Source organism: Microbacterium sp. MDV22-iso44 (assembly GCF_058629135.1).
Genome location: NZ_JBZVWS010000001.1, coordinates 604,094 through 623,743 on the forward strand (window position 1 = coordinate 604,094; position 19,650 = coordinate 623,743).

The 19,650-nt window shown below is 69.7% G+C and carries 18 protein-coding genes and 1 tRNA gene; 10 read left to right on the top strand and 9 right to left on the bottom strand.

Annotation, left to right across the window (positions count from 1 at the left end; translation table 11 throughout):
• Positions 1 to 62: 62 nt before the first annotated feature.
• Positions 63 to 662 (bottom strand): hypothetical protein, encoded by a 600-nt coding sequence (locus tag AC4NN1_RS03065; protein ID WP_491954514.1) that lies wholly within the window; start codon positions 660 to 662, stop codon positions 63 to 65.
• Between the two features lie 74 nt (positions 663 to 736).
• On the opposite strand from AC4NN1_RS03065, the gene AC4NN1_RS03070 reads away from it, so the two are divergent.
• Positions 737 to 818, top strand: a tRNA-Leu gene (locus tag AC4NN1_RS03070).
• A gap of 73 nt (positions 819 to 891) precedes the next feature.
• Positions 892 to 1,671, top strand: coding sequence for a DedA family protein (locus tag AC4NN1_RS03075; protein ID WP_491954515.1), 780 nt, complete (start codon positions 892 to 894; stop codon positions 1,669 to 1,671).
• Here AC4NN1_RS03075 and ku read toward each other — a convergent pair whose 3' ends face one another.
• Positions 1,672 to 2,550 carry a non-homologous end joining protein Ku gene (ku, locus tag AC4NN1_RS03080; RefSeq protein WP_116228980.1) on the bottom strand — a complete coding sequence of 293 codons (879 nt, stop codon included), beginning with the start codon at positions 2,548 to 2,550 and terminating at the stop codon, positions 1,672 to 1,674.
• Between the two features lie 60 nt (positions 2,551 to 2,610).
• Between ku and AC4NN1_RS03085 the strand changes: the two genes are divergently transcribed.
• Complete coding sequence (locus AC4NN1_RS03085) at positions 2,611 to 4,974, top strand: ATP-dependent DNA ligase (RefSeq protein WP_491954516.1); 2,364 nt, start codon at positions 2,611 to 2,613, stop codon at positions 4,972 to 4,974.
• A gap of 24 nt (positions 4,975 to 4,998) precedes the next feature.
• Here AC4NN1_RS03085 and AC4NN1_RS03090 read toward each other — a convergent pair whose 3' ends face one another.
• From AC4NN1_RS03090 to murI, 4 genes are all read right to left on the bottom strand, one after another.
• Positions 4,999 to 5,910 (bottom strand): cation diffusion facilitator family transporter, encoded by a 912-nt coding sequence (locus tag AC4NN1_RS03090; protein WP_491954517.1) that lies wholly within the window; start codon positions 5,908 to 5,910, stop codon positions 4,999 to 5,001.
• A gap of 98 nt (positions 5,911 to 6,008) precedes the next feature.
• Complete coding sequence (gene rdgB, locus AC4NN1_RS03095; RefSeq protein ID WP_018188220.1) at positions 6,009 to 6,602, bottom strand: RdgB/HAM1 family non-canonical purine NTP pyrophosphatase; 594 nt, start codon at positions 6,600 to 6,602, stop codon at positions 6,009 to 6,011.
• Positions 6,599 to 7,342 (bottom strand): ribonuclease PH, encoded by a 744-nt coding sequence (gene rph, locus AC4NN1_RS03100; protein WP_018188221.1) that lies wholly within the window; start codon positions 7,340 to 7,342, stop codon positions 6,599 to 6,601. Before rph ends, rdgB begins: the two co-directional genes overlap by 4 nt.
• A complete protein-coding gene (gene murI, locus AC4NN1_RS03105; RefSeq protein WP_020097139.1) occupies positions 7,339 to 8,166 on the bottom strand; it encodes a glutamate racemase in 828 nt (275 codons plus the stop codon). Before murI ends, rph begins: the two co-directional genes overlap by 4 nt.
• A 56-nt stretch (positions 8,167 to 8,222) precedes the next feature.
• On the opposite strand from murI, the gene AC4NN1_RS03110 reads away from it, so the two are divergent.
• Positions 8,223 to 9,551 carry a nicotinate phosphoribosyltransferase gene (locus tag AC4NN1_RS03110; protein ID WP_491954518.1) on the top strand — a complete coding sequence of 443 codons (1,329 nt, stop codon included), beginning with the start codon at positions 8,223 to 8,225 and terminating at the stop codon, positions 9,549 to 9,551.
• Here the strand turns inward: AC4NN1_RS03110 and AC4NN1_RS03115 are convergent.
• The 3 genes from AC4NN1_RS03115 to AC4NN1_RS03125 are packed head-to-tail and all read right to left on the bottom strand — an operon-like array spanning position 9,530 to position 12,810.
• Positions 9,530 to 9,796, bottom strand: coding sequence for a DUF3039 domain-containing protein (locus AC4NN1_RS03115; protein ID WP_018188224.1), 267 nt, complete (start codon positions 9,794 to 9,796; stop codon positions 9,530 to 9,532). The two genes, AC4NN1_RS03110 and AC4NN1_RS03115, sit on opposite strands and share 22 nt — an antisense overlap.
• A 39-nt stretch (positions 9,797 to 9,835) precedes the next feature.
• Positions 9,836 to 11,389: a hypothetical protein gene (locus AC4NN1_RS03120; RefSeq protein WP_491954519.1), complete on the bottom strand. Its 1,554-nt coding sequence runs from the start codon at positions 11,387 to 11,389 to the stop codon at positions 9,836 to 9,838.
• Positions 11,365 to 12,810: an ABC transporter ATP-binding protein gene (locus AC4NN1_RS03125; RefSeq protein ID WP_491954520.1), complete on the bottom strand. Its 1,446-nt coding sequence runs from the start codon at positions 12,808 to 12,810 to the stop codon at positions 11,365 to 11,367. Before AC4NN1_RS03125 ends, AC4NN1_RS03120 begins: the two co-directional genes overlap by 25 nt.
• Positions 12,811 to 12,994: 184 nt before the next feature.
• Here AC4NN1_RS03125 and AC4NN1_RS03130 point away from each other — a divergent pair, with 184 nt between their 5' ends.
• The 6 genes from AC4NN1_RS03130 to AC4NN1_RS03155 all read left to right on the top strand — a co-directional run bounded on the left by AC4NN1_RS03130 (position 12,995) and on the right by AC4NN1_RS03155 (position 19,646).
• Complete coding sequence (locus tag AC4NN1_RS03130; RefSeq protein WP_018188227.1) at positions 12,995 to 13,684, top strand: phosphocholine cytidylyltransferase family protein; 690 nt, start codon at positions 12,995 to 12,997, stop codon at positions 13,682 to 13,684.
• 37 nt (positions 13,685 to 13,721) lie between these two features.
• Complete coding sequence (locus AC4NN1_RS03135; protein WP_491954521.1) at positions 13,722 to 14,573, top strand: hypothetical protein; 852 nt, start codon at positions 13,722 to 13,724, stop codon at positions 14,571 to 14,573.
• Between the two features lie 9 nt (positions 14,574 to 14,582).
• Positions 14,583 to 14,807, top strand: coding sequence for an SCO4848 family membrane protein (locus tag AC4NN1_RS03140; RefSeq protein ID WP_018188229.1), 225 nt, complete (start codon positions 14,583 to 14,585; stop codon positions 14,805 to 14,807).
• 78 nt (positions 14,808 to 14,885) lie between these two features.
• Positions 14,886 to 16,028, top strand: coding sequence for an acyltransferase family protein (locus tag AC4NN1_RS03145; RefSeq protein ID WP_018188230.1), 1,143 nt, complete (start codon positions 14,886 to 14,888; stop codon positions 16,026 to 16,028).
• 31 nt (positions 16,029 to 16,059) lie between these two features.
• Positions 16,060 to 18,582, top strand: coding sequence for a CDP-glycerol glycerophosphotransferase family protein (locus AC4NN1_RS03150; protein WP_491954522.1), 2,523 nt, complete (start codon positions 16,060 to 16,062; stop codon positions 18,580 to 18,582).
• Positions 18,579 to 19,646: a glycosyltransferase family 2 protein gene (locus AC4NN1_RS03155; RefSeq protein WP_491954523.1), complete on the top strand. Its 1,068-nt coding sequence runs from the start codon at positions 18,579 to 18,581 to the stop codon at positions 19,644 to 19,646. Before AC4NN1_RS03150 ends, AC4NN1_RS03155 begins: the two co-directional genes overlap by 4 nt.
• The last annotated feature ends 4 nt before the right edge of the window (positions 19,647 to 19,650 follow it).

Genomic DNA, 19,650 nt, shown 5'->3' on the forward strand with positions numbered 1-19,650 from the left:
GCCTGGGATCATCGCAATCCCCCGCACCTCGGCGTGGGAGTTATCCACACCGCCGGCAGGCCTCAGAGATCGAGGAGAGCGAGCGCGACGCTCACGAGGCTGTCCTTCGTGAGGCGGCCGTCCTGCCCCCAGCGCGAGTCGCTGATGACGATGTCGACGCCGGGCACCAGGACAGAGCCCGTTCCCCCGCCGACGGCGGCGGAATCGGCATCCATCCAGAGCCCCACGCCGCCGACCTTCTCGAGACGCGGGTCGTCGAAGTACATGTCCATGCCGAGGCCGGCAGCCTCGTCCGCATCGGGCACCTCGTCCATGCCCTCGGAGATGTCCACGGTGAAGGATTGGATGTCGGAGAGCTCGCTGACCGCGTCCGCAGGGGTCACCCAGGCGCAACTGATGGCGTCCGGTTGGACGTAGGAGTTCTCTTGGTCGAGCGGGATGCCGTCGATGTAGTCGCCGACGACGGCGGCGACCTGATCGCAGCTCGAGATGCCGGGAAGATCCCGGACGGCCGCCGTCCCGCCGTCGCCCGCAGCGGCGGGTGCGGTCGGCCTTGCGGATCCCTCGCCGGAGACGGCGGGGGCGGCGGGCGCGCATCCGGCGAGGAAGCCGGCGAGGGCGAGGAGCGGGATCACAGGGATGAGAGATCGAGGCGCAGCCACGCGACAGAGGTTACCGATTCGGGGGTTATACCTCCCAGGTCCCTCCCACCCGGCGCCCTAGACTGAACCCACCAGCGGGAGTGGTGAAATCGGCAGACACGCAGGATTTAGGTTCCTGTGCCTTCGGGCGTGGGGGTTCAAGTCCCCCCTTCCGCACGAGGCACCGTCGTGTCTCACACCTTGCGCCCATTCCGCCGGCCGGCCAGCCGTCGCGACCTGAAGGACCTCCGTGCACCCCTTCGCACTGATCCCCTGGCTGGATCCCGAGACCATCATCAACGCCGCAGGTCCGTGGGCGCTCGTCGTGGTCTGCTTCATCATCTTCGCCGAGACCGGCCTGCTCGTCGGGTTCCTCCTCCCGGGCGACACCCTCCTGATCATGGCGGGGCTCCTGTCCAACCCGGTGACGCACGCCCCCAACGGCGTCTTCGGCATCAACGTGTGGATCGTCGGCCTGCTCATCGGCCTCTCGGCCTTCCTCGGCGGCGAAGTCGGGTACCTCATCGGGCGCAAGGGCGGCCCCGCGGTCTTCGAACGCAAGGAATCCGGACTCTTCAGCCGGAGCAACGTCGATCGCACGAACGCCTTCTTCGAGCGCTACGGCGGCGTCACCGTCATCCTCGCTCGCTTCGTGCCGATCGTCCGCACCTTCGCGCCGGTCGCTGCAGGCGTCGGCAAGATGGCGTGGCACAAGTACTCGCTCTACAACCTGATCGGTGCGGTCATCTGGGGCTTCGGCCTCACCGTCATCGGTTACCTCGTCAGCCTCATCCCCGGCGTCGGCGAGTTCGTCGCCTCGTACATCGACGTGATCCTCCTCGCGGCCGTCGCCGGGACCCTCATCTTCATCGTGTGGCACTACTTCGCCGAGAAGCGCAAGGTCAAGCGAGAGATGGCAGCGGGCTCGGACGGCGTCATCGACCCGAAGGAAGCACGCGACCTCGTCCTCGAGCCCGAGGCGTTCGACGAGAAGCAGGACGGCTCCCGCGGGGACGCTCCCCGGCTCTGATCAGGACGCCTTCTTCTTCGCGGGCTTCTTCTTCGCCGGCGCCGACCCCGTGTCGGCGCCGGCGTCCTTTTTCGCGGGGTCCGACCCCGACCGCGCGGCACGGCTCTTCTCGACGCTGGCCCGGAGGGCCGCCATCAGGTCGATGACCTCGCCGCCCTCGGCATCCGTCTTCTCCCCGAAGGTCTCGGTGGTGTCGAACGCCTCACCCTTGTCGAGCTTCGCCTCGATGAGGGTGCGCAGTTCCTTCTGATAGTCGTCGGTGAACTCGGTCGGATCGAAGTCGCTCGAGAAGCTGTCGACGAGGGATGCCGAGAGCTCAAGCTCCTTGCTCGAGATCTTCACCGGCTCGTCGAGCACGGGGAAGGATGCCTCGCGCACCTCGTCCGCCCAGAGGAGCGTCTGCAGCACGAGGACGTCGCCGCGCACGCGGAGTGCCGCGAGTCGCGTCTTCTGCCGCAGCGCGAACCGCACGATCGCCGTGCGATCGGTCTGCTCGAGCGTCTGACGCAGGAGGACGTACGCCTTCGGACTCTTCGAGTCGGGTTCGAGGTAGTAGGCCTTGTCGAGGGTCAGCAGATCGATCTGCTCGGTGGGGACGAACTCGACGACCTCGATCTCGCGACTGCGCTCGCTGGGCAGCGCTGCGAAGTCATCGGAGGTGAGGACGACGGTGCGCTCGCCGTCGTCGTAGGCCTTGTCGATGTCGGAGTACGGCACGACCTCGCCGTCTATCTCGCAGATGCGCTGATACCGGATGCGGCCGCCGTCGGCCGCATGAACCTGGTGGAGGGACACGTCGTGGTCCTCCGTCGCCGAGTACACCTTGACGGGCACATTGACGAGCCCGAAGGTCAGCGCGCCTTTCCAGATCGATCTCATGCCCCCAGTAGACACCCGCGCTGCGGTGGCGTCATAGGGCTTGCACACTAATCTGGCCCCATGCCAGCCGCACCGCAGGAGGTCGTCGTCGACGGCCGCAGGCTGCGGTTGACCAACCTCGAGAAGGTGATGTACCCCGAGACGGGGACCACCAAAGGCGAGGTCATCGACTATCTGACGCGGATCGCTCCGGCGATGCTGCCGCACCTCGATGGTCGACCGGTCACCCGCATCCGCTGGCCAGACGGCACCGGCGAAGGCTCGTTCTTCGCGAAGCACCTCGAGGCGGGCGCGCCGTCGTGGGTCGCCCGGAAGCCCATCGAGCATTCGACCGGGGCGAAGGACTATCCGCTCGTCGACGGGGTCCCGACCCTGGTGTACCTCGCACAGGTCGCGTCGATCGAGCTGCACGTGCCGCAGTGGCGCTTCGACGCGGACGGGGCGAGACGGAACCCCGACCGTCTCGTGCTCGACCTCGATCCTGGCCCCGGCATCGGCCTCGCCGAGTGCGCCGAGGTCGCGCGACGGGCGCGCGCGATCCTCACCGATCTGGGGATGGAGCCGCTTCCCGTGACGAGCGGCAGCAAGGGCATCCACCTCTACTCCCCGCTCGACGGCAGCCGGACCAGCGACGAGATCAGCGCCTTCGCGAAGGAGCTCGCCCGAGTGCTCGAGGCCGACCATCCCGACCTCGTCGTGAGCCAGATGTCGAAGGCGGCCCGGCCCGGCAAGGTGTTCCTCGACTGGAGCCAGAACAACGGCAAGAAGACGACCATCGCGCCCTACTCGCTCCGTGGACGCGAGCGGCCCACGGTCGCTGCTCCCCGCACGTGGGCAGAACTCGGCGACCCCGACCTGCGGCAGCTGCTCGTCGACGAGGTGCTCGATCGGGTCGCGGCGGACGGCGACCTCCTGGCCGCACTCGCGCCGACGGATGCCGGTCCCCTGCGCTCCTACATCGCGAAGCGGACGGCTGCGAAGACGCCGGAGCCGGTCCCCCACTCGCCCGCGGGCTCCGCCGTCCCCGCGGGCTCGCGGTTCGTGATCCAGGAGCACCACGCTCGGCGGCTGCACTACGACCTGCGACTCGAGCACGACGGCGTTCTCGTCAGCTGGGCCGTGCCGCGCGGCATCCCGGAGTCGCCCTCGACCAACCACCTCGCCGTCATGACCGAGCCGCATCCGATGGAATACCTCGAGTTCTCGGGCGTCATTCCCGCCGGGGAATACGGTGCGGGCTCGATGTCGATCTGGGACTCGGGCACGTTCGAGCTCGAGAAATGGCGCGCCGACGAGGTGATCTTCACCGCCACCGGGCGCGGCGACGGGCCGCTCGGAACAGCGAGGCTCGCCCTCATCCGCACGAGCGGCGACGGTGAGAAGTCGCAATGGCTGCTGCACCGCATGAAGGCGAAGGCCCCGGGGCCCGCCGCCACCCCGCCGTCATCCGCACCCGCACCCGCACCTGCACCGATGCTCGCGACGTCGTCGAACGCGGCGCTCGCCCGGCATGCGGCCACCCGCTGGGGTCCGTGGGTCGAATTCAAATGGGACGGCGTCCGCGCCCTCGGCATCTGGGACGGCCAACGACTGAAGCTCCGCGCGCGAAGCGGCGCCGACATCACCGCGCGGTATCCCGAACTGACCGGCGGCGACCCCGGGTTCGGCGCCGCCGCCTGCGTCGTCGACGGCGAGATCGTCGCGCTCGACGATCGGAACCGGCCGAGCTTCTCGCTGCTCCAGCACCGCATGCACCTCACGAAGGCCGGCGAGATCGACCGCGAGTCGGCCCGGATCCCCGTGCAGTTCCTGCTGTTCGACGTCCTCGAGGTCGACGGGACGGATGCCGCTCCACTCCCTCTGTCGCAACGACGAGAGCTGCTGAAGGGCGTCGCCGAGGGCACGATCGATCCCATCGTCGTACCTCCCGTCGCGAGCGACGTGGACGATGCCCTCGCGACGGCGCAGCAGCTCGGACTCGAGGGCGTCGTCGTGAAGGACCCCGCGTCCACCTACCGCCGGGGGGTGCGCACCGAGCAGTGGCTCAAGGTCAAACTGACCCTGATGCAGGAGGTCGTGATCGGAGGCATCCGACCGGGCAAAGGCGGCCGCACCGGCGAGATCGGTTCGCTGCTCATGGGAATCCCCACCGACGGCGGGCTGCGCTACATCGGTCGCGTCGGGTCCGGTTTCAGCGAAGCGACGCTCGCACGTCTGGATGCCGAGCTCTCACCCCTCCGCACCGCCGAGAACCCTTTCGTCGATATCGGTCGTGCCGAGGCATCCGATGCGCTGTGGGTCAGGCCTGAGCTCGTCGGCGAGGTGGAGTACGCCGAGGCGACGCCGAGTGGAACCCTCCGTCATGCCCGTTGGCGAGGGCTCCGCCCAGACAAGGCTCCGACGGAAGTCCGCGCCGAGGGCTGACGACCACCGTCACCGGTTCTCGACTCAGGCGTGGGCTTCGTGCTCGACGTGCCCCGCCGGTTCGAGCTGGAACGTCGAGTGCTCCACGTCGAAGTGGCGTGCGAGGCAGGACTGCAGCTGGGACAGAAGCGCACCGGCGCGATCATCCGCGAAGTAGTCCGTCGCGACGACGACGTGCGCCGTGAAGACCGGCGCGCCGCGCGTGAGCTGCCAGACGTGGACGTCGTGCACGTCCACGACCCCCTCGGTGCCGAGGATGTGGTCGCGGATGTCGGTGACCTTCGTCCCCGCCGGTGCGCGCTCCCCCAGCACGGCGAACACCTCTTTCAACAGGGTGATGGCGCGCGGCACGATGAGGGCGGCGATGACCAGCGAGGCCACGGCGTCCGCCGGCATCCATCCGGTCACCCAGATGACGCCGGCCGCGATGATCACGACCACCGAGCCGAGCAGGTCGCCGAGGACCTCGAGGTAGGCGCCGCGCACGTTGATGCTCGTGCGCTGCGCGACGCTCAGGACATAGAGCGAGACGCCGTTGGCGAGGAGGCCGATGACGGCGACGACGAGCATCGGCAGGCCCTGCACCTCGGCGTCCGCGGGTCGCATCAGTCGGCCGACGGCTTCGACCGCGATCCACGCTCCGAGGGCGATGAGGATCACGGCGTTCAGGAGCGCGCCGAACACCTCGGCGCGCTGATAGCCGTAGGTCTGACGCTCATCAGCGGGGCGCGCCGCGACCGAGGCGGCGATGAGCGCGATCACGAGTCCCGAGCTGTCGGTGAACATGTGGCCGGCGTCGGCGAGGAGGGCCAGCGACCCGGTCAGGATCGCACCGACGAGCTGGACGACGAGCACCGTCGCGGTGATCCCCAGGGAGACCGCGAGCAGACGCCGCGGGTGTCCTCCCCGGATGCCGGTGGGTGCGTGATCGTGCATACCTACGAGGTTAGGACGGCACGCCGGGGCGGGCGGCTTCATCCCGCAACTCGGGAATGAGTCCGATTCTCAGCCTCAGCGGAAGAGCCCGCGCGGCGTCACAGTGCCGTCAGCAGGGGGCCGAGCGCGTCGAACGCCCGCGCTCGGTGTGACGACGCGTTCTTCTCCGCCGGCGTGAGCTCCGCCGCGGAACGGCCCGCGGCGTCGTCCGGCAGGAACACGGGGTCGTAGCCGAAGCCGTTCTCTCCGGTCGGTGCGGTCGCGAGACGACCGGGCCAGACTCCGGTCACGACGTGCTCCTCGCCACCGGGGACGACGAGCGCGATCGTCGAGACGAACTGCGCCGTCCGGTGCGGATCGGCGATGTCGGCGAGCTGATCGAGCAGGAGCTCGTAGTTCGCGACGCCGTCCTTCTTGTGCCCCGCCCAGTACGCGGAGAACACCCCGGGGGACCCGCCCAGCACATCGACGGCGATCCCGGAGTCGTCCGCCATCGCCGGGAGGCCGGTGTGGGCGGCCGCGGCGCGCGCCTTGATCAGGGCGTTCTGCGCGAACGTCACACCGTCCTCGACGGGCTCTGGGCCGTCGTATCCGACGACCTCGAGATCGGGACGGGTCGACGCGACGATCGCTCCGAACTCCTCGACCTTGTGCGCGTTGTGCGTGGCGAGGACGATGCGGCGCGTCGTCACGCGAGCTCCTGCGCCAGCGCGGCGAGCTGCGCCTCGCGGAGGTCGCCGCAGCCGTTCACGCCGAGCTCGAGGAGGGCGTCGAGCTCGCGCTTGTCGAAGGGCGCACCCTCGGCGGTGCCCTGGACCTCGACGAACAGGCCTCGACCGGTCACGACGACGTTCATGTCGGTCTCGGCGCGGACGTCCTCTACGTAGGCGAGGTCGAGCATCGGCTCGCCGTCGATGATGCCCACCGACACTGCTGCGACGGAGTCGTGCAGGGCCTTGGCGTTCTTGCCGACGAAGCCTTTCGCGCGACCCCACTCGATCGCGTCTGCCAGGGCCACATACGCGCCCGTGATCGCGGCGGTGCGGGTGCCGCCATCGGCCTGCAGGACGTCGCAGTCGATGACGATCGTGTTCTCGCCGAGGGCCTTCGTGTCGACGACGGCCCGGAGCGCACGGCCGATCAGGCGCGAGATCTCGTGGGTGCGACCGCCGACCTTGCCCTTGATCGACTCGCGGTCATTGCGGGAGTTGGTCGCGCGCGGGAGCATCGCGTACTCGGCGGTGACCCACCCCTTGCCCTTACCGGTCAGCCAGCGCGGGACGCCGTTGGTGAAGGATGCCGTACACAGCACCTTCGTGCCGCCGAAGGAGATCAGCGCAGACCCTTCGGCGTGCGCACTCCAGCCGCGCTCGATCGTGATGGGGCGGAGCTGGTCGACGGCACGGCCGTCGGCGCGGGTGGTCTCGGTCATGGGGTCCCCTTCGGTAGGTCGATGGCACCGGTCTGGACGAGACGCACGGCGCTGACGCCGCGTCCCATCAGCCGGTCGGCGAGTCGGAGGAAGTCGTCGGCGGAATCGCCGGTCGCCTCGTAGACGTGGGTCGCGGTCGCGTCGTGCCCGGCGAGCAGGTCGCGCGAGACGAGCTGGCGGTAGACGTCCTTGGCGGTCTCGGTGTCGCTCGAGACGAGCGACACATCGGGACCCATGACGTAACTGATCGCGCCCTCGAGGAACGGGTAGTGCGTGCATCCGAGCACGACGGTGTCGACGCCGGCATGGCGAAGGGGCGCGAGGTACTCCTCCGCGACCCGGAGGACATCCGGGGAGTCGGTCACCCCCGCCTCCACGAAGTCGACGAAACGCGGGCACGCCTGAGCGAACACGCTGAGGCGCTCGTTGACGCCGAGCATGTCCTGGTAGACACCGGATCCGATCGTCCCCGCCGTCCCGATCACGCCGATGCGGCCGTTGCGCGTGGTGGAGATCGCGGTTCGGACCGCGGGACCGATGACCTCGACAACGGGCACGTCGTACCGTTCGCGGGCATCGCGAAGGAGGGCAGCGGATGCGGTGTTGCAGGCGATGACCAGCATCTTCACGCCCTGGTCGACGAGGGTGTCGAGCACCTCGAGACCGTACCGGCGGACGTCCGCGATGGGCTTCGGCCCGTAGGGCGAATGCGCCGTGTCGCCGATGTAGAGGATGGATTCCCGCGGCAGGAGCTGCGAGACGGCACGGGCGACCGTGAGCCCGCCCACTCCGGAGTCGAAGATCCCGATCGGTGCGTCCGTCACGATCGACCAGCCTAGTCTCGGTCAGGCCTTCGTCCGCGCCTGGATAGAGTGACCGCATGGGCATGTCCACAGCATTGCTGACCGACCGCTACGAGCTCACGATGCTGGATGCCGCCCTGCGCGACGGCACCGCGAGCCGGCGCTGCGTTTTCGAACTGTTCGGGAGGCGCCTGCCCGGCGGCCGTCGTTTCGGCGTCGTCGCCGGCACGGGCCGGCTGTTGTCGGAGATCGTCGACTTCCGCTTCGACGATGCCGAACTCGCCTACCTCCGCGACAACCACATCGTGAGCCCGGCCACGGTCCGCTACCTCGAGGGGTATCGATTCGGCGGAACCATCAGCGGCTATCGCGAAGGTGAGCTGTACTTCCCCGGCTCCCCCATCCTCACGGTCGAGGGCACGTTCGCCGAAGCCGTGATCCTCGAGACCCTGGCCCTCAGCATCCTCAACCACGACTCGGCCGTCGCCACGGCCGCGGCCCGCATGAGCATCGCCGCCGGTGACCGCCCCCTCGCAGAGATGGGCTCGCGCCGCGCCGCCGAGCGCTCCGCCGTCGCGGCGGCCCGCGCCGCCTACATCGCGGGGTTCTCCGCCACGAGCAACCTCGAGGCCGGCCGCTCCTGGGGCATCCCGACCATGGGAACCGCCGCCCACGCATGGACCCTGCTGCACGACAGCGAGGAGGACGCATTCCGCAGCCAGATCGACGCGCTCGGAACCGACACCACCCTGCTCGTGGATACGTACGACATCCGCCAGGGCGTGGAGACCGCGATCCGCGTCGCCGGCACCGGGCTCGGCGGCGTCCGACTGGACTCCGGCGACCTTCCTACCGTCGCCGCCTCCGTGCGCCAGCAGCTCGACGAACTCGGTGCGACCGAGACCAAGATCACCGTGACGAGCGATCTCGACGAGTTCGCGATCGCGGCACTGGCGGCATCCCCCGTCGACGCCTACGGCGTCGGTACCTCCGTCGTCACCGGGTCGGGTACGCCGACGGCCGGCATGGTCTATAAGTTGGTCGCCCGCCAGGGTGTCGACGGCGGCTGGGTCCCGGTCGCGAAGGCCTCCACGTCGAAGGCGTCCATCGGAGGCCGGAAGGCCGCGTTCCGGCGACGGGCGGACGGTGTGGCGACGGCGGAGGTCGTCGCCGTCGCCGATGGGTTCGACGAGGTGGACCCACCTTCCGCGCACCCCGACGCCCGGCCGCTGCAGACCGTGCTCGTCGATCACGGTGATGCGGATGCCGCCCACCTGGGCGCCGACGGTGTCACCGCCGCTCGGGCCCACCACCTGCGCGTGCGGGAAGAACTCCCGGTCACGGCGCTGGCGCTCAGTCGCGCCGACCCCGCCCTGCCGACCGTTTACGAGGTCAGCGAGGCGTAGATCTCCTTGCACGTCGGGCAGACCGGGAACTTCTCCGGGTCGCGACCCGGCGTCCACTTCTTGCCGCAGAGTGCGCGCACGGGCTTGCCCGTGATGGCCGACTCGAGGATCTTGTCCTTCTTGACGTAGTGCGAGAACCGCTCATGGTCGCCGGGCTCGATCGCCTCCTCGCGGATGAGCTCCTCGAGCTCACGGTCGAGTGTGGCGAGGCCGCCCTGATCCGGGCTGTCGATCGGCGTGCTCATTCCTCCGAGTGTACTGCGACGCGGCGGCGCGTGGTCGGGTCAGAGCGTCTCGGCGAATTCCATGGTGCGGCTGGTGCGACGCTCGAAGAGTGCCCCTCCGACGGCCACGCCGACGACGAGGACCGCCGCCCCGACGCCGACACCGCTCCAGAAGGACGTCCACGCCTCATCCTCGTCGCCGGTGAGGGACAGCCACCCCCACCAGAGCGCCGGCGCGGAGAGCAGGATCGCACCGAGCAGGACGAGCGCCTGCACCATCGAGCCGCCCGTGCGCTGAGGCTGCTCGAACGGTCCCTCCCCCGGTCGTGAGACCGCGTACGGGGCGGCCACCGAGGAGATGGAGCTCAGACCCAAGCCTGTGGCGAACAGGCTTACGCACACTCCGACGAGCGCCGGCAGCACGGCCCATCGCCCGTGGATCCAGATCGACGCGGTGATCGCCAACGCCAGGAGCGGGACACCCACCAAGACTATGGGGACGAGGCGTCCGAGGCGATCGGCGACGCCACGGACTCCGGCCGAGATGTGCAGCCAGACCCCCGTCGAGTCGTAGGCGAGGTCGTTGTGCACGAGCCAGCCCAGGAACAAGGCGAGGATCGGGGGTGGGATCAGCGCGACGGTCTGCAGAGGGACGCCCACCACCAGGAGGGGTGTCACGATGAGGACCGAGGCGACCGGGACGACGATGACATTCGCGAGGTAGCGAGGATCGGAGAACCAGTAGACGATGCTGCGGGCGGCGATGGCTCCGCCCGGCGTGCCGGGCATGACGGCGAACCAGCCGAGTCCGCGACGTTCCCCGACCGGCACGACGCGCTCGGTCGAGGTCATGAGAGTCCGGACGAGCAGCTGCCACAGCGCCGCAAGGGCGAGGAGTGTGCCGACCGCGACGAGCATCGATGCGACGAGTTCGCCTCCGCTACGGACCGCGATGGCGGATGCCGCACCGAACGGGGTGACGGCGAGCACCTGCGCCGCCTCCGTCAGTTGGGACGGCAGTCCGCCGGACCACTCCAGTGAGAACGCGAAGGCGGCGACGGGGATCGCGACGACACCAGCCGCCGTCACCATCAGGCCGGTGAGCTGAGGCGACCGCCGGTCGCGGAGGGCCACGGCGGACACCGCCATCGCGCACCGGGCCGCGAGCACGGAGGTTCCGACGAGCAGGAGCGCTGCCAGAACGGCGAGACCGGCCGGCGAGCCGTGGCCGGTCCACGCCGCGATCATCGCCGCCGCGACCGCGACGACGACCAGACCCGGGATGCCGAGCGGCGATGCGAGCGCGACCGACCAGGCCACCCGTCCCGGCTCTTCACCCGTGACCACGAACCGACGCGGATCGAGCGGGTCCTCGACGCCGCTGAACAGCGGAATCAGGAAGAAGCCCGCGACCAGGAGGGAGCTTCCCACCACCGTGAGCGTCGCCGCCTCGCCGTCGGGAACACGGTCGAGTCGGATGAGGGCCACGCAGACGGCCGCCACCGCGAGGGCGAGGACAGCGAAGCCCGCGAGCCGTCGCAGCAGGACCAGAGGCCGCGCGTTGAGCGCGCCGACCAGCAGCGCGAGCCTCAGTCGGAGTACGTGTGCAACCACTCCAGCCCCTCCACGTCGCTGAGGCCGCCGGAGAGCTGCATGAAGCGCTCCGCGAGGGTGTGATCCCCGCGCACCTCGTCGACGGTGCCCTTCGCCAGCACCTGACCCGAGACGATGACCGCCACCCCGTCGCAGACGCGCTCGACGAGCTCCATGCCGTGACTCGAGAGGACGACCGTGCCGCCTCGGGCGACATAGGCGGAGAGGATGTCGAGGATGACCTCGCTCGAGACCGGATCGACCGCTTCGAAGGGCTCGTCGAGCACCAGCAGACGGGGGGCGTGGATCATCGCCCCCGCGAGCATGATCTTCTTCGTCATGCCGGCGGAGTAGTCGGAGACGGGACGGGCGAGGGCGGCCGTGAGGTCGAACGCCCGGCCGAGGTCTTCGGTGCGTTCGGCGACGACGGCTCCGCGAAGACCGCGGAGGACCCCGTAGTAGTGGAGGAGCTGTCGCCCCGTGAGCCGCTCGAAGGTGCGGAGTCGATCGGGCAGGACCCCCATGAGCGCCTTGGCGCCCCGGGGGTCGCGTCGCAGATCGATCCCGCCGACCTCGATGGTCCCCCCATCGGGACGCAGGAGGCCCGCGATCATCGAAAGGGTCGTCGTCTTACCCGCACCGTTGGGCCCCACGATCCCGTAGAAGCTCCCCGCCGGGATCTCGAGGTCCACCGCATCCACCGCGCGCGTGCGGCCGAACGACTTCGAGACATCCGTCATCCGCAGGGCGGGCGTCGGCCGCGTCGTCTCTTCGGAGGCCTCGGTCTCGACCTCCGCATTCATCTGCGGCATAACGGCGGTCGCGGGCGCTTCCGGAGCGAGCTCCTCCGCCTCCTCGACCTCGAACGCGACGGTGGGAGCGTCCGCGTCCGTCGGGCCGGGACCTTCCTGGGGGTCGACCGTCACGTCCGACGGCTCTTCGACCTCTGCGGCATCCGCAGGCACGGAGACACCAGCGACATTCGAAACCTCGATGTCCTCGGTCTCCTGGGGGACCTCGATCACCTCCGGATGCGTGTCCGCGGGCCACTCGGGCTCAGGCTCGATGACGGGCTCGGGCTCGCCCTCAGGCTCGGGTTCGGGCATCGGCTCGGGCTCGGCTTCCCTCACCGGCTCGGGCTCCGCCTCGGCGACCGGCTCTGTCTCGGGGATCGGGTCCGGGTCGCCGGAAGCGACATCCGTTCCCTCATCGAGGTCCTGCGGCTCCTCGTCGGGGACGATCGGCTCTTCGAAGCGTGCCGCCGCAACGGATGCCGGGATCTCGGGCTTCGGCGGAACCTCGGGAGCGTCGGCATCCACAGGCGTCCCCGGCAGCTCGGCGGCGGCCACGGCGGCGGGAACCTCGGGCGGCGGCGGGACGGCGGTGCCGGCGCCGGACACGGGCGCCTTTTTGCGGGGCGGTCGTGTCTTGGGAGGCGTCACGGGATAAACCTATCAAGCCGGCGTGCGCCGCTCCTGAGGGAGTGTCACGTTGTGTGAGTTATCACGAATGCGCAACGTCGGACCTGGATACGGGCCCTTTTCAGGCACCCCGGATAGCATTGACCCGGCACGAAGATGTGTCTTTCCGATGAACGGACATTGACCACATCGTCAGGAGCACCACGTGACCAAGATCGTCATTCTCGCAGCCGGCATGGGCTCGCGGCTCGGCCGCAGCCTGCCCAAGCCGCTGACGACCCTGAACGACGGCCGCAGCATCATGGGGCAGCAGCACGACAACATCCACGCTGCATTCGGACCTGCCGCCCCCATCACGACGGTCGTCGGCTACCGCGCCGAGACCATCGTCGAGGCGTTCCCGGACGTCGACTACGTCTACAACGACCGCTACGACCAGACGAACACGTCGAAGAGCCTTCTTCGCGCGCTCAAGGCCACGGGCAAGTCGGGCGTGCTGTGGATGAACGGCGACGTCGTTTTCGACCCCCGCGTACTCGGGCGCGCGCTCGCCCTGGTCGAGGCCGAGCAGTCCTTCGTGACCGTCAACACCTCGAAGGTGAGCGACGAAGAGGTCAAGTACACCGTCGACGCGGAAGGCAACATCGCCGAACTGTCGAAGACGGTCGTCGGCGGCCTCGGCGAAGCCGTCGGGATCAACTACATCTCCCGTGCCGACAAGCCCGCGCTCATCGCGCAGCTCGGCAACGTCGACAACCAGGACTACTTCGAGCGTGGACTCGAGCTCGCCGTGGCCGAGAACGGCCTGAAGCTGCGCCCTCTCGACATCTCCGATCTCTACGCCGTCGAGGTGGACTTCGCCGAAGACCTCGAGCGGGCCAACTTCTACGTCTGACGCGCCGCGCGAGCGGCCGAGGGCCGCGAGCACACACATGACCGACGTTCCCCGCATCCACTCGCTCCCCGATGACGCCGCCTGGGTGGGGGGTCTCCCGCCGGTCGGCTCGCCGGAGCACCCCTGGCTCATCCGCGTCCTCGATCGGGTGCTCGCTGTCCAGCAACCGGCGGTCGGAGCGCACCTCCACGCGATCCGGTCACGTCATCCGGAGGCGACGCCCGCCGACGTCATCCGGATACTGGAACGGCGCTACCTGGCAGCCGTGACCACCGGTGGGGCCGCTGTCGGAGCGACTGCCGTCGTCCCCGGCATCGGCACGGCGGTCACCCTGGCGCTCAGCGGAGCCGAGACCGTCGGATTCCTCGAGACGACCGCGCTGTTCGCGCAGTCCCTGGCGGAGGTGCACGGCTTCCGCGTCACCGATCCCGACCGCGCCCGCGCTCTCGTGCTCACGCTGATGGCGGGCAAGGAGGGCGTCGATCTCGTCAGCCAGTTCGCCGGCCAGGTGCAGGGCGTCGGCCCAGGACGCGACGCCTACTGGGGCAAGCTGGTGACCACCTCGCTGCCGAAGGCCATGGTCGGCCCCCTCATCGATCGGCTCAAAGCCTCCTTCATCCGACGGTTCGCCGCGCAGGGCGGTGCGTCGCTCATCGGACGAGCGCTCCCGTTCGGCGTCGGGGCGGTCGTGGGGGGCAGCGGCAACCACATCCTCGGCCGCCGCGTCGTCGTGGGCGCCCGACGCGCCTTCGGCCCGCCGCCCCTCGCCTTCCCGAGCGAACTCGCCCCCCGTCCTCGCGACGCCGTGCGCCCGCCGTCGGTCCGACGCGGTCTCCGCGGCCGACGTCGGCGTGGAGACGGCGGCGCCGGGGCCCCGGACAACGAGTAGCGTGGCCAGGTGCTCCCCCTTCTCGTCACGTTGTTGATCCTGAACGCCGCCTTCAACGTGATCGTCTGGCCGACGTTCTACCGCCGTGTCTCCCGCGATCCGCGGGCACGTGACGCGAACGGCCGTCCCACGAGGTTCCTCACCGTCCATGCGATCCTCATCGGAGCGGCGCTGCTGCTCGCGGCGGCATCCCTCGTCGCCGCCATCGTCGCGGCGACCGGCACGGGGAACTGACGACGTCCGGTCCTGCACACGGCCCCGCCCCGGCGCAAGTGGTGTGGGGCTCTGTTCGACAGTGACTACCGTTGTCGAGTGGTCACGACTCCCCCGAAGCAGCCGACAGGCCGAATCCAGAGCCTCGACGGGCTGCGCGGGGTCGCCGCGCTGGTCGTCCTCCTGCACCACTGGCTGCTGATCGCGGAACCCCTCCTCGAGGGAACCGTCAGCTGGGCGGTCATCTCCGAGTCCCCGGTGAAGCTCCTCACCGCCGGCAACGAGGCGGTCCTCGTCTTCTTCGTGCTGTCGGGTCTCGTCGTCGTCCTCCCGGTGTTCCGAGAGAACTTCTCCTGGATGGGCTTCCTCTCGGCTCGCGTCGTCCGCCTCTACGGGCCGGTGATCGCCTCGCTGGCGCTGAGTGCCCTCCTCATCTTCCTCGTCCCCCGCGATCGCTCCGCGATGCCGGCCGGATCATGGATGGCCGAGACGCACGCCGAGTCGGTATCGGTCGGTTCCTTCCTCGCGCAGGCATCGCTCGTGCCGCGCCAGTACCCGCTCAACAATCCCCTGTGGTCGTTGCACTGGGAACTGCTGTACTCGATCGTCCTGCCCCTGGCGACGGCGCTCGCCCTCCTCGTGCGGCGTCACGCGCTCGCAGCGGTGATCGTCTGCTGCGGCCTGAGCGTCGCTGGTCGCATCTTCGAGCAGAGCGAGCTGCTCTACTTCCCGGTTTTCATCGTCGGCACGATCATGGCGGCGCGGATGCCGGATCTGCTGGCGTGGGTGGAGCGTCCGCGGCCCCGATGGTTCATGCCCCTGTTCACGCTGGTGAGCGTCGCGATGCTCATCGCGAGCTGGCTGGCCCGGCCGATCGTGCCCAGCGGGACAGACCTCAGCACCGTGCTCTGGGCCTTCGCGGCTCCGGGTGCCGCGGGCATCGTCCTGGTGGCGCTCGCCTGGGGCCCGGCCATCCGACTGTTCGAGACGCGACCCATCCAATGGCTCGGGAAGATCTCGTTCAGTCTCTACCTCGTGCACGTGCCGGTGCTCGCGACCCTCGCATTCGCCTTCGGTTCGGAGGCCTGGCTGCTCGTCGGAGTGCTCGGGATCCCGATCAGCCTCCTGGTCGCCTGGGGGTTCTACGAGGGAGTCGAAGCTAGAATGCATACGTTGGCGCGACGCGTCCACCGAGCTGTCGCGGCGCGAGCGCGTCGCCGGGCGGGTGAAGTCGCGCCCTGATCTGCCGTCGACGAGAGCACAGCACACCTACATGCGTTCGCCCCTTCCGCCTGCCGTCACCCGCGCCGTCCGCTGGGCCCTCACCCGCGCGAAGCGCATCCCGACGTCCGAGCAGATCGCGTGGGCTCGCTCGCTCCCGATCCGTCGCCGCACCGTCGTCTACGAGTCGTTCGCCGGCAACGGCGCCCTCTGCAACCCCGAGGCGATCTTCCGCGCGCTCCTGGCGGACCCGGAGTTCGCCGACCTGACGCACATCTGGGCGATCAGTGACACGGATGCCGCAGCCGCCGTGCGTGCCGAGTTCGCCGGTTCGTCGAACGTCGTGGTCGTCCGCCGCGGCAGCGGCGCCTATTGGCGGGCCCTCTCGACCGCGGGCTACCTCGTCAACAACGCCACGTTCCCGCCGGCGTTCAGCAAGCGCACGGGTCAGGTCTACCTGAACACCTGGCACGGCACACCGTTGAAGCTGATGGGGTTCGACATGCCCGGCGGCGCGCGCGAGTCGGCGAACACGCTTCGCAACCTGCTGAACGCCGACTACCTGCTCGCTGCCAACCCCTTCATGGCCGAGACCATGTACGAAGACGCCTACCAGCTGCGGAACGTCTATCGCGGATCGATCATCGAGGAGGGCTACCCGCGCATCGATCGGCAGTGGATGTCGGACGCCGAACGCGCGCAGCGCGTCGCCGAACTGGGCTGCGCGCTCGGGACGGACCTGACCGGGAAGCGGATCGTCCTGTTCGCGCCCACCTGGCGCGGATCGTCTTTCCAGGCGCCGGACGCCGACCTCGCGCACCTCGCCGAGCAGGTCGCCGGCATGCAGCGAGAGCTGGGCGACGACACGACCGTCCTCCTCAAGACGCACCAGGTGGTGCACCGCGCGGCGACGCGGATCCCCGCTCTGAAGCGTCTCCTCGTCCCCAACACCACGGCGACGAATGTCCTGCTCGGACTCGCGGACGCGCTCGTCACGGACTATTCGTCGATCTTCTTCGACTACCTCGCCACGGGCCGTCCCGTGGGCTTCCTCGTCCCGGACGGCGACGACTACTCGGCCGTCCGCGGCACCTACATGCCGCTCGATGAGCTGCCAGGCCCCGTCCGCACCGACCCCGTCGAGCTCGGCCGCGACCTCGCCGGGCTGATGGCGGACGACGCGACGCCGCACCCCCGGTACGCGGAGTGGGCCAAGCGTTTCGTCCCCTTCGACGACGGTCGGGCGACCTCACGGGTGATCGACATCGTCTTCCGCGGACTGACGGACGGTCGCCGCGTGCGGCCGGTCCGCCGCGACGACCGACCGCGGTTGCTGTTCTACCTCGGCGGGATGCGGCTGAACGGCATCACGACCGCCGCGGTCAACCTCCTCAACTCGCTCGACACCCAGCGGTACGACGTCACCGCTCTCATGGCCTACCCGCGCGGCGCGACGACGCAGCACAACCAGTCCCGGCTCGACTCCGGCATCCGCCAGGTCTTCCGGGTCGGCGGCATGAACGGGCTCAAGGTGCGCCAGGTCCTGCGCCGCGTGGCGGACGTGAGCACCGATCCGCTCCGGGCGCACCGGCGACTCGGCCACAAGTCCCTGTGGCACGACGAGTGGACGAGGATCTTCGGGTCCGCGAAGTTCGACTGGGTCGCCGACTTCAGCGGCTACAGCCCGTTCTGGGCACACCTGCTGCTCCACTCGCCGCGGGCGACCCGTGCGATCTGGCTGCACAACGAGATGGCCGCCGACCGGGATCGGACGGTTCACGGCAAGCAGGCCTTCCGCCGCTCGCTCGGACGCGTCTTCGCGATGTACCGGGCCTACGACCAGCTCGTCTCGGTCTCCCCCGCCCTCACTGACCTCAACCGCGCCGAACTCGCGGAGTTCGCCTCCGCCGACCGGTTCGTCACGCTCCGGAACCTGCCCGACGTGGTCTCGACGGCACCGACAGCGGACAGCGGCCCGGAGAGCGAGGATGCCGGACTGGGCGAGGCCGTCGACACCGCGCTCGCCGTGCCCGGCATCCGTCGATTCGTCACCGTGGGACGCCTCTCAACGGAGAAGAACCACGCGCGGTTGATCCGGGCGTTCGCGCGCCTGGCGGACACAGCCCCCGACACGCAACTGTTCATCGTGGGCGGCGGGCCGCTCCGGAACACCCTGGAGCAGCAGGTGCGCGACGCCGGCCTCACCGGACGGGTGTTCCTGACCGGGCCGTTGCGCGACCCTGTCTCGGTCATGCAGCGCTGCGACTGCTTCGTCCTCTCGAGCGATTACGAGGGGCAGCCCATGGTGCTGATCGAGGCGGCTCAGCTGGCTCTGCCGATCGTGTCGACGGCCTTCGGCTCGGCCCGGGGCGCGCTCCCGGGCGACGACATGCACATCGTCGACCGAGACGATGACGCCCTCGCCGACGGGATGCTGGCGTTCCTCGAGGGCCGTGTGACCCCCGCATCCCTCGACGTCGACGCCTACACCGCGGAGGTCCTCGCCCAGTTCGACGCGCTCGTCCCGCGGACGGCGCCAGCCCAGCCTGCCCGACGATCGCCCGGAGCACGGTGACTCTCGACGCGCCGGTGCCCGCTTCCGGTGCGGGGGTCACGTTCGTGATGCCCGTGCTCAATGAGCGGGACTACCTGGAGCGGGCCGTGGAGACGGTCCTCCAGCAGGACGTCGACGGCCCGGCCGAGCTCGTCCTCGCCCTCGGACCCTCCACCGACGGCACGACCGAGCTCGCCCATCGCCTGGCCGACGCCGACCCGCGGATCCGCCTGGTCGACAACCCCCGCGCCGACATCCCCGTGGCCTTGAACCTGGCGATCCGCAGCGCCCGGCATCCGACGATCGTCCGCGTCGATGCGCACTCCGAACTCGCGCCGGGATACACCCGCCAGGCTCTCGCGACCCTCGATCGGGTCCGTGCCGCCAACGTCGGAGGCGTCATGCGGGCGGACGGCCGGACGCCCTTCCAACGCGCCGTCGCCATCGCCTACAACTCCCCCATCGGGCTCGGCGGAGGGGCGTACCACGGCGGCGCGCCCGAAGGACCCGCAGAGTCGGCCTACCTCGGGGTGATGCGCCGCGCGGTCCTGGAGGAGGTCGGACTCTTCGACGAGACCATCCGACGCGGCGAGGATTGGGAGCTCAACCTCCGGATCCGCCACGCGGGATACCGCGTGTGGTTCGATCCGCGCCTGTCCGTCACGTACTGGCCACGCGAGAGCTGGGCTCGCTTGGCGCGTCAGTTCGTCGCCACGGGGACGTGGCGCGGAGAGCTCGTCCGGCGCCTCGGACGGCAGAACTCGCTCCGCTTCTTCGCTCCGCCGGCTCTCGTCGTCGCCGTCGCCGCGAGCATCGTCCTCGGGATCCTGCAGGTGACGGGCCTCGTTACCGGCGTCGCGTCCGCGATCCTGTCCGTCGTCCACCTGCCGCTCGCGCTCTACCTCCTCGGCATCCTCGGCTTCAGCGCGACGGCCGGCCGCAGCGTGCGGGAGCGCGCGTGGCTCGCCCTCGTGCTTCCGACGATGCACCTGTCCTGGGGCGGCGGGTTCCTCAGCGGCCTGCTCCGCGGGGCGAAGGACACCGTCGACACCTCCCGGTTGGACCGCAACACGCCGCTCCCGTGACGAG